We start from the raw sequence: 15,338 nt of genomic DNA, 5'->3' as shown, positions 1-15,338 counted from the left end.
GCTTCCGCGCCTATGTCGAGCAGCAGCTCGTACCGGTGCTCAGGCCCGGCGACATCGTCGTGATGGACAATCTCGGCTCCCACAAGTCGGCAGCCGTCCGGCAAATGATCCGCGCCGCCGACGCCAGGCTTTGGTACCTGCCGCCCTACTCGCCAGACCTCAACCCGATCGAACAGGCTTTCGCCAAGATCAAGCATTGGATGCGCCTCGCACAGAAGCGAACCATTGAGGATACCTGGCGAGATGTCGGCAACCTCGCCGCAAACATCGAGCCCCACGAATGCTCCAATTACTTCGCAAACGCCGGATACGCTTCTGTCAAAACCTGAAATGCTCTAAGTGGTTGTTTTGCCGCATTTATGCGGACGCCAAATGATTCCATTTGGCTGCAAAATGCTCTGATTGCTGCAATCACATCTTGTCGATGACGGCGGCATCACCGGTGCGTGCGGTATCGGCCGTGGTTTCAAGCACGATTTCGATTGCCGCCCTGGCGCTGTCGACCACCAGCGGCTTCACCAGATGCGAGGTGTGGATGAAGCCTTCAGACTGCATGTGATCGAGCAGGGCCACCATCGGATCCCAGAAGCCGTTGATGTTGCAGAAGACCACCGGCTTGCGGTGGTGGCCGAGCTGCGCCCAGGTCATGATCTCGACGATTTCCTCGACGGTGCCGATGCCGCCCGGAAGCGCCACAAAGGCGTCGGATTTCTCGAACATGATATGCTTGCGCTGGTGCATGTTGTCGGTGACGATCAGATCGTCGAGTTCGCTGAGCGCTTGTTCGGTTGCTTCCTTGTTCATCAGGAAGCGTGGGATGATCCCGGTCACCTGGCCACCCGCTCCAGAGGCTCCTTGGGCTACGGCGCCCATGATGCCTTTGGTGCCGCCGCCGTATACGAGGCGCAGGCCGGCGCTGCCGATGGCGCGTCCGAGTTCCAGCCCGGCAGCCATGTAAAGATCACCGCGGCCTGGAGACGAGCCGCAATAAACGCAAATGGATCGAATCGTGCTCATGCAACTGATTGATGTGCAGGGCCGTATCACGTCAAGGGCAAACGGGCTTTTTCTTGTCGCTGTTTGCAAAACAGGATAGACCGGTTTTAGGCGGCTAAAGGGTAGGGAATCATGGTTGTAAACCCGTTGAAGGCGTTCTTGTTCATTGCAGGCGGTGCAACCGCCGCAGTGGGGACTGCCTATGTCTCGGGTGCGCTCGATCCCTATCTCGTCGGACAAAGGGCGGCCGCTGTTGCTGCGTTGCCCGAAACGGCCGCACCGATCAAGCCCGCGGCGCCCAAGGGTGAACGGTTGCCGCAGCAGGCAACTCCTCCTGGAACGGCGACACCCGCTCCGGATGCCGCGGCGCCGGCGGTCATCGCGCCCTCTTTCGATCTCGTGCGCGCCGAATCGGATGGCTCTATCGTCGTTGCCGGCAAGGCTGCTCCCGAATCGATGGTGGAAATTGTCGCCGGCGCGCAAGTGCTGGGCAGCACCAAGGCCGGGGCCGCTGGCGATTTCGCCATCGTGCTCAACGAGCCGTTGAAGCCTGGCGGTCACGAACTGGTGCTGCGCTCGACCACTGCGGACAAGGTGGTGGCGACGTCGCCCGAAACGGCGGTGGTGTCCATCCCTGACCAGGAGGACGGCCAGGTTCTGGCGCTGGTCGAAAAGCCCGGCGAGCCGAGCAAGCTGATCACCGTGCCTGAAGCAACAAAACCGGCGGAACAGGCCGGCGCCGCGGCCACGCCCGAGAAAGCTCCGGCGGTCGCCGCAGCGCCTTCCGAAGCCCCTCCCGCCGACGACAAGGTTGCAGCCGCGACGCTGGAACAGCCGGCACCCGGCCCACAGCCTGCCGCTCCGGCTGCCGATACGGCAAAGCCCGCTGAGCCTGCGGCATCGGCGAAGCCGGCGGAACCCGCTGGCGAGCCCAAGATCGCGGTCGACGCGGTGGAGATCGAGGGACGCAAGGTCTTCGTTGCAGGTGCGGCCGACGCTGGACGGCGGGTCAGGGTGTATGCCAACGACATTTTGCTCGGCGAGGCGGTGGCATCACCCGGTGGCCGCTTCCTGATCGAAACCGAGCGCGACCTGCCGGTCGGCGACTACATCGTCCGCGCTGATGCGCTCGATCCTGATGACGCCAAGGTGGTGGCGCGCGCAGCCGTACCGTTCCAGCGTGAACCGGGCGAGGCGGTAGCCGCTGTGGCGCCGGATTCGCAGGACACTGCCCCCGCGACCGCCGCACAGCCGGCCACCCAACCGACGTCGGAGGCGCCGCCTGCCGCGCAGCAACCCGCGGGGGAAACGGCTGGCGAGAGTCAGCCGGATGCGGCGATCGCGCCCGAGCAGCAAGCGGCGACCGGCGAAGCTGACGCGACCGCGCCGAAGCTGCAGCATGTCGACGGGTCCGTCATAATTCGCCGCGGCGATACGTTGTGGCGGATTTCGCGCCGCGTTTACGGCCATGGCGTCCGTTACTCGACCATCTACCTCGCCAACCAGGACCAGATCGCCGATCCGGACCGTATCTGGCCGGGGCAGGTCTTCAACGTTCCGGAAAAGACGCCGGAGGGTGACGCAGCCGACATGACCGCGGTCAAGGAACAGGTGCCTCCACCAGCGCCGAAAAAGCCGCTCTAGATTCCAAAAAGGTTGCGTTGGAAGCGTTCATCGTCTAACGACGATGAACGATGAACGACGACCCCAAACAGTTAGGGTGCGACGGCGAGGTCTCGCAGGCGGCAAGGCTGGCTGCGAAGTTGACGGCCCTCTCGCACCCGGCGCGCATCGAGATCCTGCAATATCTCGCAGGCAACGGATGTTGCTGCTGCAAGGATGTTGTCGGCCGGTTCGATCTCGCCCAGTCAACGGTTTCACAGCATCTCAAGATCCTCGTCGATGCCGGGCTGGTGCGGTTTTCGCCGGAAAAGCAGCGCTCGCGCTACGAGATCGACCGCGAGGCGCTCGCCGGCCTTTCCGTCTCGGTCTCCACACTTATCGATTCCTGCTGCGCGGTTCCCTGAACCGGCCGGAAAACAGTACGAAAGCAAGCCTTTGGCCAGCAAAACCGTTTCCGCCGAATCCGGCTCGACCCTCAATACGCTGCGCAACCTGTGGCCCTACATGTGGCCGGCAGAGCGCCCGGACCTGAAGCTGCGCGTCGTCTGGGCAACCGTCTTCCTGGTGGTTGCCAAGGTAGTCCTGATCGGCGTGCCGTATTTCTTCAAATGGTCGACTGACGCACTGGCAAACGATTTCAAGTCGCCGCCGCCGCTACCGCTGTTCCTGCTGGCGCCGGTGATGCTGGTGGTCGCCTACAACGTGCTGCGCATCGTGCAATGGGGCTTCAACCAGTTGCGCGACGCATTGTTCGCGCAGGTCGGCCAGCATGCGGTGCGCCAACTCGCCTACAGGACTTTCGTGCACATGCACAATCTATCGCTGCGCTTCCATCTGGAGCGGCGCACCGGCGGGCTGTCGCGCATCATCGAGCGCGGCACCAAGGGCATCGAAACGATCGTCCGCTTCACCATTCTCAACACCTTGCCGACCGTCCTTGAATTCGGCCTGACGGCAGTGATCTTTGCCGTCGCCTATGGCTGGCTCTACGTCGTCGTCGTCGCCGTGACGGTGTGGCTCTACACCTGGTTCACGGTGCGAGCGAGCGACTGGCGCATCTCGATCCGCCGCGAGATGAACGACAGCGACACCGATGCCAACACAAAGGCGATCGACTCCCTGCTCAACTTCGAGACGGTCAAATATTTCAACAATGAGCGCATGGAGGCCGAGCGGTTCGACCGCTCGATGGCCCGTTACGAAATCGCGGCGACCAAGACGTGGACCTCGCTCGGCTGGCTGAATTTCGGCCAAGGCCTGATCTTCGGCGTCGGCATGACGATTGCCATGGTGATGTCGGCGCGCGAGGTGATGGCCGGCACCCAGACGATCGGCGATTTCGTCTTCATCAACGCCATGCTGATGCAGCTTTCGGTGCCGCTGAACTTTATCGGCTTCATCTACCGCGAAATCCGCCAGGGACTGACCGACATCGAGCAGATGTTCGACCTGCTGGACGTACCGCAGGAGGTCGTCGATCGGCCAGGCGCCGAGCCGTTGAAGGTGGAGGAGGGAACGGTCGAGTTCCGCGACGTGCATTTCGCCTACGATCCCGACCGGCAGATACTGAAGGGCATCAGCTTCAAGGTTGCTGCCGGCAAGACGGTGGCGATCGTCGGCCCCTCGGGGGCGGGCAAGTCGACGATTTCGCGGCTTCTGTTCCGCTTTTACGACATCCAGCAGGGCGCGATCCTGGTCGACGGGCAGGACATTCGCGACGTGGCGCAGGAGAGCCTGCGCGCCGCCATCGGCATGGTGCCGCAGGACACGGTGCTGTTCAACGACACCATTGCCTACAACATCCGCTATGGCCGCACCGATGCGACGGAGGCGGAGGTCCAGAAGGCCGCCGAACTGGCGCAGATCGGCAGCTTCATCGAGGCGCTGCCGGCCGGCTACAAATCGATGGTCGGCGAGCGCGGCCTGAAACTTTCGGGCGGTGAAAAGCAGCGTGTGGCGATTGCCCGCACCATTCTCAAGGCGCCGCCGATCCTCATGCTGGACGAGGCGACATCGGCGCTGGATACCCACACCGAGCAGGAGATCCAGGCGGCACTCGATCTGGTCAGCCGTGGCCGCACGACCATTGTCATTGCACATCGCCTGTCGACGGTGATTTCGGCCGACGAGATCATCGTCCTGAAGGATGGGCGGATTGCCGAGCGCGGCACCCATGTCGACCTGTTGCGCGAGCGTGGTCTCTATGCCGCGATGTGGGACCGCCAGCGCGAGGCGACCGAAGCCGAGGAGCGGTTGCGCATCGCCCGGGAGGCGGACGAACTCGGCGTCGTGGTGCGTCGCCGCACTGCGGAGGTTTAGTAGCACCGGCCGAATGTCGAACCGCCTGCAGGTCATCCTGCCCTTGTTCGATGCGCGTTCGTCGGTTGACTGTAGCGGGGCCATGCGCGGGCGTGGATTGTTGCGTTGCGGGCAGGGGCGGTTTCCGATAAGCAGGCCCGACCTGCAACGGAGCCTGATCTCTGCCCGATGAGCCTCGTCGATACAGTCCGCAACACATTCGTGCCGATCCACCGCGAAGGCTGGCCGTTCATTGCTGCTTTTGCCGGCGTGACGCTGATTCTTGGCCTGTTTTCGACCTTCCTGTTCTGGATCGGGCTGATCCTGACCGGCTGGTGCACCTATTTCTTCCGCGACCCCGAGCGGGTGACGCCGGTCGACGACCGGCTGGTGATCAGCCCGGCGGATGGCGTCGTGTCGTCTGTCGGGCCGGCGATCCCGCCGCGTGAGCTCGGCCTCGGCCTCGATGAGATGACCCGCATCTCGGTGTTCATGAACGTCTTTTCCTGCCACGTGAACCGCTCGCCGGTGCGCGGCAAGATCACCCGCATCGAGCATCGGCCGGGCAAGTTTCTAAATGCCGATCTCGACAAGGCAAGCAGCGAGAACGAACGCAACGGGCTGGTCGTCGACAGCCCCAACGGCACGATCGGCGTGGTCCAGGTGGCGGGCCTCGTGGCGCGCCGTATCGTCTGTTTCGTCGAGGCCAATTCGAACATCGGCACCGGCGAGCGCATCGGGCTGATCCGTTTCGGCTCGCGGGTCGATGTGTACCTGCCCAGACAGGCGACGCCCAGGGTGGCGATCGGCCAGACGGCGGTGGGCGGCGAGACGGTGATCGCCGAGTTTGGCGGCAATGCCGCGACGCCGCTCGTACGGATCTCGTAGGCGGCTCCGATGGCCGGTATTTTTCACAAATTCGAACCGCATGGCAGGGGCGGGCCGCGCCTCCAGGAAATTCCGCTGCGCATGCTCATCCCCAACCTGATCACCGTGCTGGCGATATGTGCTGGCCTGTCGGGCATCCGGCTGGCCTTTGAGCACCGTTTCGAGATCGCGGTGGCGATGGTGCTTTTTGCCGCCTTCCTCGACGGCATCGACGGGCGTATCGCGCGGCGTCTGAAGGCGCAGTCGAAATTCGGCGCGCAGATGGATTCGCTGGCCGACATCGTCAACTTCGGCGTCGCGCCGGCACTGGTGCTCTACGCCTACCTGCTCGATCGCGCCGGATCGATCGGCTGGATCGCGGCATTGCTCTTCGCGATCGCCTGCGGGCTGAGGCTGGCGCGTTTCAACGTGCTCGACGAAGACACCGAGCGCCCCGCCTGGCAGGCCGACTATTTTGTCGGCGTGCCGGCGCCGGCCGGCGCCGTATTGGTGATGTTGCCGGTCTATCTCGGCTTCCTCGACATGCCGCTGAACATCCTGTCGGCCTATCTGAGTTCCGCCTTCACCGTGTTTGTCGGCCTGCTGCTGGTCTCCAGGCTGCCGGTCTATTCCGGCAAGACCGCGGGAAAGAAGATCCGCGGCGACATGGTGATGCCGCTGATCCTCGGCGTCGTCTTCTATGTGCTGCTTCTGGCGGCCTACACCTGGCAGACGCTCGCCGCCTCGGCGATCGCCTATTTCTGCTTCCTGCCGTTGAGCTTCACCGCCTATGCGCGTCGCGCGCGGCAAGCGGAAGCCGAGGAGGAGGCAGCTTCCGCCGCTGTCGCCCAGGAGGAACAGAAGCCGTCAGGCGACGTCGACTGACGGGCTCAGGCAGCGGCCTCAAGCCCGAGCCTTTCGACGGCGATGCGGCGCACTGCCGTGTAGTCGGTCTTGCCGGAACCCAGAACCGGCATTTCCTCGATCTTGACGATATCGTCGGGGATGGCCAGTTCGGAGGTCCCGCTCTGGCGGCCATATTGCCGCAATGCCTTGGTGTCGGCGCTGTCGCAGGTGGTGACCAGCACGATGCGCTCGCCCTTGCGTTTGTCGGGTACGGTGACCGCCGCATGGTGTTCTTCCGGCCATAGCGACTGCACGAGCATCTCGACGGCGCCCAACGACACCATCTCGCCGCCGATCTTGGCAAAGCGCTTGGCGCGGCCGCGAATGGAAATGTAGCCCTCGCGGTCGACCGAAACGATATCGCCGGTGTCGTGCCAGCCGTCGACGAGCGGCTGCAGTTCGCCCGGCCTGTCGGCGGTCATGTAGCCCATCATCACGTTGGGCCCGGAGATCACAAGGCGTCCACCCTCGGCAATTCCCTCGACGGGCTCGAGCTTCATGCGCATGCCGGGCATCAGGCGCCCGACCGTGCCATCGCGTCCGTGGATGGCGGTGTTTACCGCGACGACCGGGGATGCCTCGGTGAGGCCGAAACCTTCGACGATCTCGGCGCCGAACCGTTCGCGCCAGACCCGGCGGGTCTCCGCCTTCACCGCTTCGGCGCCGGCGACGACCAGCCGCAGGCTGGCAAAATCGCTGTCCTTGGCGGTGCGCGCATAGCCGTTGAGGAAGGTGTCGGTGCCGACGAGAATGGTGGGCTTCACCTTGGCGGCGACTTCCGGAATGAGCTTGTAGTGCAGTGGCGACGGGTAGAGGAACAGCCGCACGCCGATCAGAAACGGCAGGACGGTGCCGGCCATCAGGCCGAAGGAGTGGAAGACCGGCAGCACGTTGAGCAGCGTATCCTGAGGGGTCAGCGTCAGCCGCGCTTCCGCCTGCATGGCGTTGGCGATCAGGTTCCTGTGCGACAGCACCACGCCCTTGGGCAGCCCTTCGGAGCCGGAGGTGAACAAAACCACGGCGGGTTTGGCCGGATCGCGGTCGACGACGGGGAAACGCCACAACAGCGCGCCGATTGCCTTCTCAAAAATGGAGACGCTGTCGCGCACATCCTCCAGCCAGACGAATTTCGCGCCGGCCTGCTCGATTGTTTCGACCACGGCGCCGAGATCCGCCTTCTGGACGAAGGTCCGCGAGCAGATGACGGTGCGGATGGTGGCGGTGCGGATCGCCGCGGAAATGCTGGCGGTGCCCGCCGTATAGTTGATCATTGCCGGCACGCGGCCCGCCGACTGCAGGCCGAGGAAGGCAATGGCGACGCCGTTGGCATTGGGCAGCATCAGGCCGACGGCTTCCCCCGGCTGATCGACATGCGAAAACCGGCCGGCCAGCACGCGCGTGGCAATCATCATCTTCCGGTAGGTCATCGAGCCGGTGACGACGTCCTCGACAATCGTTCGCGAAGGGCCGAACCGGAGAGCCGCGTCCCGGATCGCGGTGAACACGGTATCGGCAGGGTCGGATGCGGCGACATGCGCCTCGGCGACGCGGTCGAAGAGGGCAGTGGCCGCCATCGACTGCTGCGGGCCGGCGCGCTCCATCAGCGCGGCGATGGTCATCGGCTCAAGGACGCTGAGGCGAAGTTCCGGAAACCAGCGGCGCGGCGCATGTTCGGCCGGCGTCGAAGACATCGGCAGGTGGCGGGCCCCGCCGACGACGATGGGCACGATCTTCGCGTCCGCCTTCAACGCGATGCGGGCGACCGCGCGAAACAGCCGGAAAGCCTTCATGTCAGGCTCGGCCGCGGCAGGAAAATAGACGGCGAGACGGCCCCTTCCGCGCAAATGGCGCACCAGGCGCCGGCTGACGAACACATGCTCCGCGTTGAAGGCGATGGTGCGGGCGAGCTCGCGCCACGGTTCGAGCCACATCGATGTGGCCGAATAGTCGTCGAGGATATGCAAGGTCTGCTCGGGCAGCAGCGACAGCATCAGCGCCGGGTCGAGCTTCGACTGGTGCGAGATTGCATAGATGACCGGCGTTTCGGCGTCCCGGGCTATGCCGAGGCGCGTATCGTCCACCCGCCAGGCGAGCTTCAGCGGCGCGTAGAGAAGCGCTTGCGTGAAGGAAAGGCCGAGCTGGACCTTGAGTACGATCGCCACGGCGACAAGCGCCAGAACGACCGCAAGAAGCATCGCACCGGTAAGGACCACGCCGCACCTCCCAGCAGTTTTCGGTCGCGTCTCTGATCGTCCGCTTGCCTTCAAGGGTAGCGCATGTGTGGGGAAGGTCAATCATCGACGAGGGGCACCGTTGCGTGAGGGGGCGTCGGCGTCGCCAGCCCCTCTTCCTGGCCCTTGCTCAGGGGCGGCGGTGCTCGCAAGGCCCCCTCTCCGGTTTGCTGCGCAAACCACCTCTCCCCCATGTATGGGGGCGAGGAACCCAAGCTGGAGAGGCGCTGGCATCGCGGCAGCGGTTCCTCGCCCCCTGCGAAGCGGGGGAGAGGTGTCGAGGCGAAGCCGAGACGGAGAGGGGGTCTTTTCATCAGCACAAGCGTCTCCGTCGCCACGCCCTGCAAAGCAGTCTGGCCATTGGAAGAAAGGTGGTCGGGAAGCGGGGCGCTGGTTGGGCGAGACGCGAGGGAGAAGCCGGTTTCCGGAGAACTCGAGTTTCTTCACGCCCCCCTCTGGCCTCCCGGCTCCGGCCCTTCGCTATGGCTTCGGGCGTTCGTCGTTCGAAAAGCCAAATCGTTGGCTTTTCGTTGCCTTTGGCAACCACTCCTCACTCCCCCACAGGTGGGGAGATTGGCAGTTTCAGCGACGGAGCTTCGCTCCTGCTCCGCCCGAGGATGACGAATAGAAGGATGTCGCCGCCAATCGCAGACGTTGGCGATTTGCCGTCAACCTCTCAACGACGTGCAAAAAGCCACGGGCTGGAGTGAGCCCGTGGCTGCCGGAGGCGTTAAAAAATCAGTCGGCGGCGAAGCAGTAAAGCAGCCCGTCGCCGCCGGTGCCCGTCAACGCATCCTGGCTGCAGCCGCCACGCGAGGGGTGCGCGGCGTTCCAGGATTTCGCCGTCGCCAGCGTGTCCGGCCCCATGCGGTCGTGATGGCCGACCATGGCGCTTCCCTCCGCGCCGCTCAGGGTCCAGTCGCCGCAGGTCTGGTCGGCGGCCTTGGTGCCGTCCGCCATCGTACCGGTCAGGATGTCGTGGCGGTTGGGCTCGTCGCCGCGGCCGCTGATGACATTGCCCTTTTCGTCGAGCGCGGTCTGCTTGGTGATGTTGTTGGCGTCGCTGTGCAGCGAGGCGACATCGTCGGCGATCTTCTCACCCTTGGCGTTGTACCACGGCCCGGCGCCGATGCGATCCTTGGCGTTCACTTCGCTGGTGGAGAGATAGGCGCGCCAGGTCTTCGGACCGGTTACGCCGGCGGCTTCGGCGAGCTTCTGGCAAATCGCGTCGGCGCCTTCAAGGCCGCCCAGATTGGCGCCGTTGCCGGAACCGGCGCTGGTGATGAAGAAGCTCATCGTCGTATCCTGCGCCTTGGCGGCGCCGAACGCGACGAGAAGTACCGCGGCTGACAAGAGCAATGATTTTCGCATGAAATGTCCTCCCATTCTGCTGTGGATTCTTTCAACATTTGTATGAACTGTAAAAGACGGAGTTTTCGTCCGCCGATCACGACTTTGTGCATTGGGAGAACGGGCCGAAACCCCGACGGTTCCTTCCGGCATGCCATCGGTTAGGATGACCGAAACTTGGAGAAGCACGATGGATGCCGCGGAACTGAAGGCGATGCAGACGCCGCTGAAGGAAGCTTATCGCGAGGACGCGGGCCAGGCGCTGATCACGCTCAGGGCAAAGGGGTCAATCGACGAACAGTCGATTGCCTGCAAGGTGGAGACGGGCAGGGCGCTTGCGGTTGCCGGCCTGCATCCGGCGACCGGCGGCAGCGGCCTGGAGCTGTGTTCGGGCGACATGCTGCTCGAGGCGCTGGTGGCCTGCGCCGGAGTGACGATGAAGGCGGTTGCGACGGCGCTGGAATTCCGGCTCGGCGGGGCCACGGTGAGTGCCGAGGGCGACCTCGATTTTCGCGGCACGCTGGGCGTGGCGAAGGATGCGCCGGTGGGCTTCAGGGCAATCAGGCTCGGCTTCGAGCTCGACACTGACGAGCCGCAGGAGCGTATCGATACGCTCTTGAAGCTGACCGAGCGCTATTGCGTGGTGTTCCAGACGATCAACACCAAGCCGGAGCTTTCGGTGACGGCCAAGGCCGTCTGACGGTTTTTCAGCTGGCGTTGCCGCCAAATGCCGGGCGGTCAGCCGGCCGCCGCGACCTCGGCCGGCTGCTGGTATTCCATCCAGCGGTCGAACTTCGCCTGGTAGATCTGGCCGGTGCGGGTGAGGGCGGGGCTGGCCATGCCAAGGATGCGCGAGGCGATCTCGGAAGGATGCGGCAGCGTCTCCGGGTTCTCGCCGGGAAAGGCCTGGGCGCGCATCGCGGTGCGGGTGCCCCCGGGATCGGCGGCGTTGACGCGCAGGGCCATGTTTTTCGTTTCGTCGGCCCAGGAACGCATCAGCGTTTCCACCGCCGCTTTGGAGGCGGCGTAGGGCGCCCAGAAAGCACGCGCCGAATGCGCGGCGTTGGAGGACAGCACGATGGCGCGGCCGGCATCCGAAGCGCGCAGCAGCGGGTCGACCGAGCGGATCAGCCGCCAGGTGCCGGTGACGTTGACCGCCATCACCTTGTCGAACACTTTTGCCTCGACATGGCCGATGGGCGAGATGACGCCGAGCACGGCGGCGTTGGCGACCAGCACGTCGAGCTTTTTCCAGCGCTCGTTGATGGCGCCGCCGAGCCGGTCGATGCCTTGCATGTCGGTGAGATCGAGCGGCACTAGGGTCGCTTCGCCCTTGCCAGTCTTGGCGCGCTCGGCCTTGATCTCGTCGTCGAGCTCTTCCAGGCCGCCGACAGTGCGGGCGACCGCGATCACATGCGCGCCCGCCGCCGCCATCTGCCTGGCGATGTGATAGCCGATGCCGCGCGAGGCGCCGGTGACCAGCGCGATGCGGCCGGTGAGATCGGGGGTCATTGGGCAAGTTCTCCGGTTAGTGCCCTACGTTGCCCCCCTCTGTCCTGCCGGACATCTCCCCCACAAGGGGGGAGATTGGCCGACCGCATGGTTGGCGCTCGTCTTGACACATAGAAGATTGGCGAAGGCGGAAATGAAAGCTGATCTCCCCCCTCGTGGGGGAGATGGCCGGCAGGCCAGAGGGGGGCGCGACAAAGCACGCGCGAAGAAGACTGTAAGCCGGCCAGACTCATGCGTTGATGTCGGCTACTGCCCGCCAGTCGCCAGCAGCGACAGGGTGCGGACATTGTCGGCGCCTTCATGGTCGAGCAGGCGGGTCGGATACTGGTCGGTGAAGCAGGCGTCGCAGAACTGCGGCTGCTCTTCGTTGCGGCCGGCCTCGCCGACGGCGCGGTAGAGCCCGTCGATGGTGAGGAAGCCGAGCGAATCGACGCGAATGAAGTCGGCCATCTCCTCGATCGACATGCGCGAGGCCAGAAGCTTGGCCTTTTCCGGCGTGTCGACGCCGTAGAAGCAGGAGGCGCGGGTAGGCGGCGAGGCGATGCGCATATGCACCTCCTTGGCGCCGGCGTCGCGCACCATCTGCACGATCTTCTGGCTGGTGGTGCCGCGCACGATGGAATCGTCGACCAGCACCACGCGCTTGCCCTCGATCATGCGGCGGTTGGCGTTGTGCTTCAGCTTGACGCCCATGTGGCGGATGGAATCGCCCGGCGAAATGAAGGTGCGGCCGACATAATGGTTGCGGATGATGCCAAGCTCGAACGGGATGCCGGCTTCCTGGGAAAAGCCGATCGCTGCCGGCGTGCCCGAGTCCGGCACGGGCACCACGATATCGGCCTCGACCGGGCTTTCCCTGGCGAGTTCGGCGCCGATGTTCTTGCGGATGTCGTAGACATTGCGGCCTTCCACGGAGGAATCCGGCCGCGCGAAATAGACGTATTCGAAGATGCAGAAGCGCGACTTCTGCGGCTCGAACGGGAAGTGGCTCTCGATGCCCTTGGACGTGACGACGACCATCTCGCCGGGCTTCAGGTCGCGCACGAAACGGGCGCCGATGATGTCGAGCGCGCAGGTTTCGGAAGCGAGGATCCACGACCCGTCGAGGTCGCCCAGAACCAGCGGCCGGATGCCCAAGGGATCGCGCACGCCGATCATCTTCTTCGAGGTCAGCGCGACCAGCGAGAAGGCGCCTTCGAGCTGGCGGATCGCCTCGATGAAGCGCGAGTTGATGTCGCGCTCCTTCGAGGTGGCGACGAGATGCAGAATGGTCTCGGTGTCTGAAGTCGACGAGAAGATCGAACCCTGCTTCTGCAGCGTGCGCTGCACGGTAAGGGCGTTGGTGATGTTGCCATTGTGGGCGACGGCGAGCCCGCCGGTCGAAAGCTCGGCGAAGAAGGGCTGCACATTGCGCAGGCCGGCGCCGCCGGTGGTGGCGTAACGCGTATGGCCGATGGCGCGGGTGCCTTGCAGGCGGTCGATCACCGACTGCTTGGTGAATGTGTCGCCGATCAGCCCTACGTGTCGTTCGACATGGAACTGGGAGCCGTCATAGGAGACGATGCCGGCGGCCTCCTGGCCGCGATGCTGCAGGGCGTGCAGGCCGAGCGTGACGATCGCGGCGGCATCCTGCCGGCCAAAAATGCCGAACACGCCGCATTCGTCGTGGAAATGATCGTCGGCCTCTGTGGAGAGGGAAGCTGCTGCGTCAACCATCGGGTCACGAGTCTCGCGTCGGAAAACCGTCATATAAGGCAACAGGGCCGGCAATGCCACCGGCAATTCACGGGCCGCATTGTCGCGGATGAAGCGGCCCGGCCATTGGCGATCGCGTCGGCTGCCGCCAATGGCCGTCTGCTCAACTGCGGCCGAGGTAATCCAGCTTGCCGAGCGGCACGCCCTTGTGCCTCAGGATGTCGTAGGCGGTGGTGATGTGGAAGAAGAAGTTGGGGATGGCAAAGGCGAGCACATAATCCCTCGCGGTGAACGTCCGCTCGGTACCGCCGGCCTTCAGCACGACGGTCGCCTCTTCGCGTCCGTCCATCGCATCGGCGGGGATCGATTTCAGCAAGGCGACGGTCGCCGCGATGCGCGCCTGCAATTCGTCGAAACTGGCCTCGGTGTCTGCCATCGGAACATTGTCGATCTGGCCGACGCGAACGGCGACGAATTTGGACGAGTCGCTGGCGCGCTGGATCTGGCCGGTGAGAGGCGCCATGTCGGGATAAAGCCGCGCCTCCAGAAGCTCGCTGTGCGGGATCTTGTTTTCGTCCGCGAAGGCGCGGCCCTTTTCGAGGATCGCCGACAGGTTGGCGAAGGCCCGGATGAACACCGGCACAGTGATATCGTAAAGCGACAGGGACATTGGGTTTCCTCGACCTTTCGTGGCGCGGGGCGCTGTTCATGGCGGGCGATCCGATCAGGATGGCTCCGCCCCGCCATTTAAGTATTCGCCGTGGCGGCGCAAGCCTCAGCCGCATCGCGCTTCATTTTTCAGCGAAATCTCGGCAGGCTTTCGGCTAATTTCGCCGACCCATCGTTCCCGTCTCGTGGCGAAAGCTGCAGGCGAGCTCACACTTGCCGCATGACCCGGGCCTTTCCGGCAGGGTAATCGAAGGAGCTGACCATGATCGAGCTGGTGATAGCGGCTTGTCTCGCGACGGGCGAATGCCAGGAGAGCCGCATGACGTATGCTGCCAGCGACGTGTCGCTGATGACATGCATGATCGCGGGCCAGGCGGAAATTGCGCGCTGGCAGCAGCAGCATCCAGGCTGGCGGATCAAACGCTGGCGCTGCGATATCGCCCGGCGGTATGGCCAGTTGCTGTGACGGGTAAGCTGCAACTGCCGCCCTCCGCCGGGTCGGCCGCAAATCAGTTGTTGGCGGGGGGCGCGTCCTCGGCGGGCGCCTCCGCAGGGGCGTCGGCGGGTGCATCGGCCGGCGCGTCGGTGGCGGGCGGCGTGGCGCCGCCTTCGGCGGGCGGTGTCGCAGTGCCGCCCTCGGGTGCAGCTTCCGGAGCTTCGCCGCCGCCCGGCTGCAGCTTCTTCAGGATCGACTTTTCCGGATCGTCGGGCAGCAGCGCCTGCAGGCGGGCGCCGATATCGGCGAGCAGCGGCCGCGACTTGGCATCGGCGATCCAGGCCGGCGGATTGGAGCCGACAAGCCAGGTGAAGAACAGCAGGCCGACGGCCACGACCAGGATGCCGCGCGCCGCGCCGTAGAGGAAGCCCAGCGTGCGGTCCAGTGCGCCGACGCGGCTATCGATGATGAAATCGGCGATCTTCATGGTGATGACCGTCACCACGATCAGCGCGATGACAAAGACGATGCCAGCCGCCGCCGCCATGGCGAGCTGCTCGTTGTCGACATAGGGCTGCACGTAGGGCAGCACCGCCGGATAGAAGAAATAGGCCGCAGCGGCCGCCGCCACCCAGGAGGCGATGGAAAGGATCTCGCGGGAGAAGCCGCGGACCATGGCCAGCATCGCGGATACCAGAGTGAAGCCGACGAGAATTCCGTCAAGCAGCGTAATCGGCATTTGTTTCCCACTCCAT

15 protein-coding genes are annotated in these 15,338 nt (G+C 64.6%); 8 read left to right on the top strand and 7 right to left on the bottom strand.

Features of this window, described 5'->3' with window-relative positions; genetic code table 11:
• A partial coding sequence (locus tag F3H98_RS22335; protein WP_149762543.1) for a transposase occupies nt 1–329 on the top strand: 329 nt, incomplete at its 5' end.
• Between the two features lie 82 nt (nt 330–411).
• Here F3H98_RS22335 and F3H98_RS22330 read toward each other — a convergent pair.
• Entirely contained in the window at nt 412–1,017 is a 606-nt protein-coding gene (locus F3H98_RS22330; RefSeq protein ID WP_149762542.1) for an LOG family protein, read from the bottom strand.
• A 111-nt stretch (nt 1,018–1,128) separates the two neighbouring features.
• On the opposite strand from F3H98_RS22330, the gene F3H98_RS22325 reads away from it, so the two are divergent.
• From F3H98_RS22325 to pssA, 5 genes are all read left to right on the top strand, one after another.
• Entirely contained in the window at nt 1,129–2,640 is a 1,512-nt protein-coding gene (locus F3H98_RS22325; protein WP_149762541.1) for a LysM peptidoglycan-binding domain-containing protein, read from the top strand.
• 50 nt (nt 2,641–2,690) lie between these two features.
• Nucleotides 2,691–3,023, top strand: a complete 333-nt coding sequence (locus F3H98_RS22320) for an ArsR/SmtB family transcription factor (protein ID WP_149762540.1) — start codon at nt 2,691–2,693, stop codon at nt 3,021–3,023.
• 31 nt (nt 3,024–3,054) lie between these two features.
• Entirely contained in the window at nt 3,055–4,938 is a 1,884-nt protein-coding gene (locus tag F3H98_RS22315) for an ABCB family ABC transporter ATP-binding protein/permease (protein WP_149762539.1), read from the top strand.
• Nucleotides 4,939–5,043: 105 nt separating this feature from the next.
• Entirely contained in the window at nt 5,044–5,805 is a 762-nt protein-coding gene (locus tag F3H98_RS22310; protein WP_280178021.1) for a phosphatidylserine decarboxylase, read from the top strand.
• Nucleotides 5,806–5,814: 9 nt separating this feature from the next.
• Nucleotides 5,815–6,669: a CDP-diacylglycerol--serine O-phosphatidyltransferase gene (gene pssA, locus F3H98_RS22305; protein WP_149762537.1), complete on the top strand. Its 855-nt coding sequence runs from the start codon at nt 5,815–5,817 to the stop codon at nt 6,667–6,669.
• Nucleotides 6,670–6,674: 5 nt separating this feature from the next.
• Here the strand turns inward: pssA and F3H98_RS22300 are convergent, their stop codons facing one another.
• Together F3H98_RS22300 and F3H98_RS22295 are read right to left on the bottom strand one after the other, a co-directional pair.
• Complete coding sequence (locus tag F3H98_RS22300; protein ID WP_149762536.1) at nt 6,675–8,903, bottom strand: AMP-binding protein; 2,229 nt, start codon at nt 8,901–8,903, stop codon at nt 6,675–6,677.
• Nucleotides 8,904–9,659: 756 nt separating this feature from the next.
• On the bottom strand, nt 9,660–10,292 hold the full coding sequence (locus tag F3H98_RS22295) for a hypothetical protein (protein ID WP_149762535.1): 633 nt from the start codon (nt 10,290–10,292) through the stop codon (nt 9,660–9,662).
• 169 nt (nt 10,293–10,461) lie between these two features.
• Here F3H98_RS22295 and F3H98_RS22290 point away from each other — a divergent pair, with 169 nt between their 5' ends.
• The gene (locus F3H98_RS22290; RefSeq protein WP_149762534.1) at nt 10,462–10,971 is read left to right on the top strand and encodes an OsmC family protein; all 510 of its coding nucleotides are present in this window, start codon (nt 10,462–10,464) and stop codon (nt 10,969–10,971) included.
• Nucleotides 10,972–11,009: 38 nt separating this feature from the next.
• On the opposite strand, the gene F3H98_RS22285 is transcribed toward F3H98_RS22290, so the two are convergent.
• From F3H98_RS22285 to F3H98_RS22270, 3 genes are all read right to left on the bottom strand, one after another.
• Nucleotides 11,010–11,783, bottom strand: coding sequence for an SDR family NAD(P)-dependent oxidoreductase (locus tag F3H98_RS22285; RefSeq protein ID WP_149762533.1), 774 nt, complete (start codon nt 11,781–11,783; stop codon nt 11,010–11,012).
• A gap of 246 nt (nt 11,784–12,029) precedes the next feature.
• The gene (gene purF / locus F3H98_RS22275; protein WP_149762532.1) at nt 12,030–13,499 is read right to left on the bottom strand and encodes an amidophosphoribosyltransferase; all 1,470 of its coding nucleotides are present in this window, start codon (nt 13,497–13,499) and stop codon (nt 12,030–12,032) included.
• A gap of 142 nt (nt 13,500–13,641) precedes the next feature.
• Nucleotides 13,642–14,148, bottom strand: a complete 507-nt coding sequence (locus F3H98_RS22270) for a DUF1993 domain-containing protein (RefSeq protein ID WP_149762531.1) — start codon at nt 14,146–14,148, stop codon at nt 13,642–13,644.
• Between the two features lie 261 nt (nt 14,149–14,409).
• Between F3H98_RS22270 and F3H98_RS22265 the strand changes: the two genes are divergently transcribed.
• On the top strand, nt 14,410–14,613 hold the full coding sequence (locus F3H98_RS22265; RefSeq protein WP_149762530.1) for a hypothetical protein: 204 nt from the start codon (nt 14,410–14,412) through the stop codon (nt 14,611–14,613).
• 43 nt (nt 14,614–14,656) lie between these two features.
• On the opposite strand, the gene F3H98_RS22260 is transcribed toward F3H98_RS22265, so the two are convergent.
• Nucleotides 14,657–15,322 (bottom strand): CvpA family protein, encoded by a 666-nt coding sequence (locus F3H98_RS22260; RefSeq protein WP_149762529.1) that lies wholly within the window; start codon nt 15,320–15,322, stop codon nt 14,657–14,659.
• Nucleotides 15,323–15,338: the final 16 nt, after the last annotated feature.

Source organism: Neomesorhizobium albiziae (assembly GCF_900114255.1).
Taxonomy (GTDB): Bacteria; Pseudomonadota; Alphaproteobacteria; order Rhizobiales; family Rhizobiaceae; genus Neomesorhizobium; species Neomesorhizobium albiziae.
This window is presented reverse-complemented; position numbering and strand designations above follow the sequence as displayed.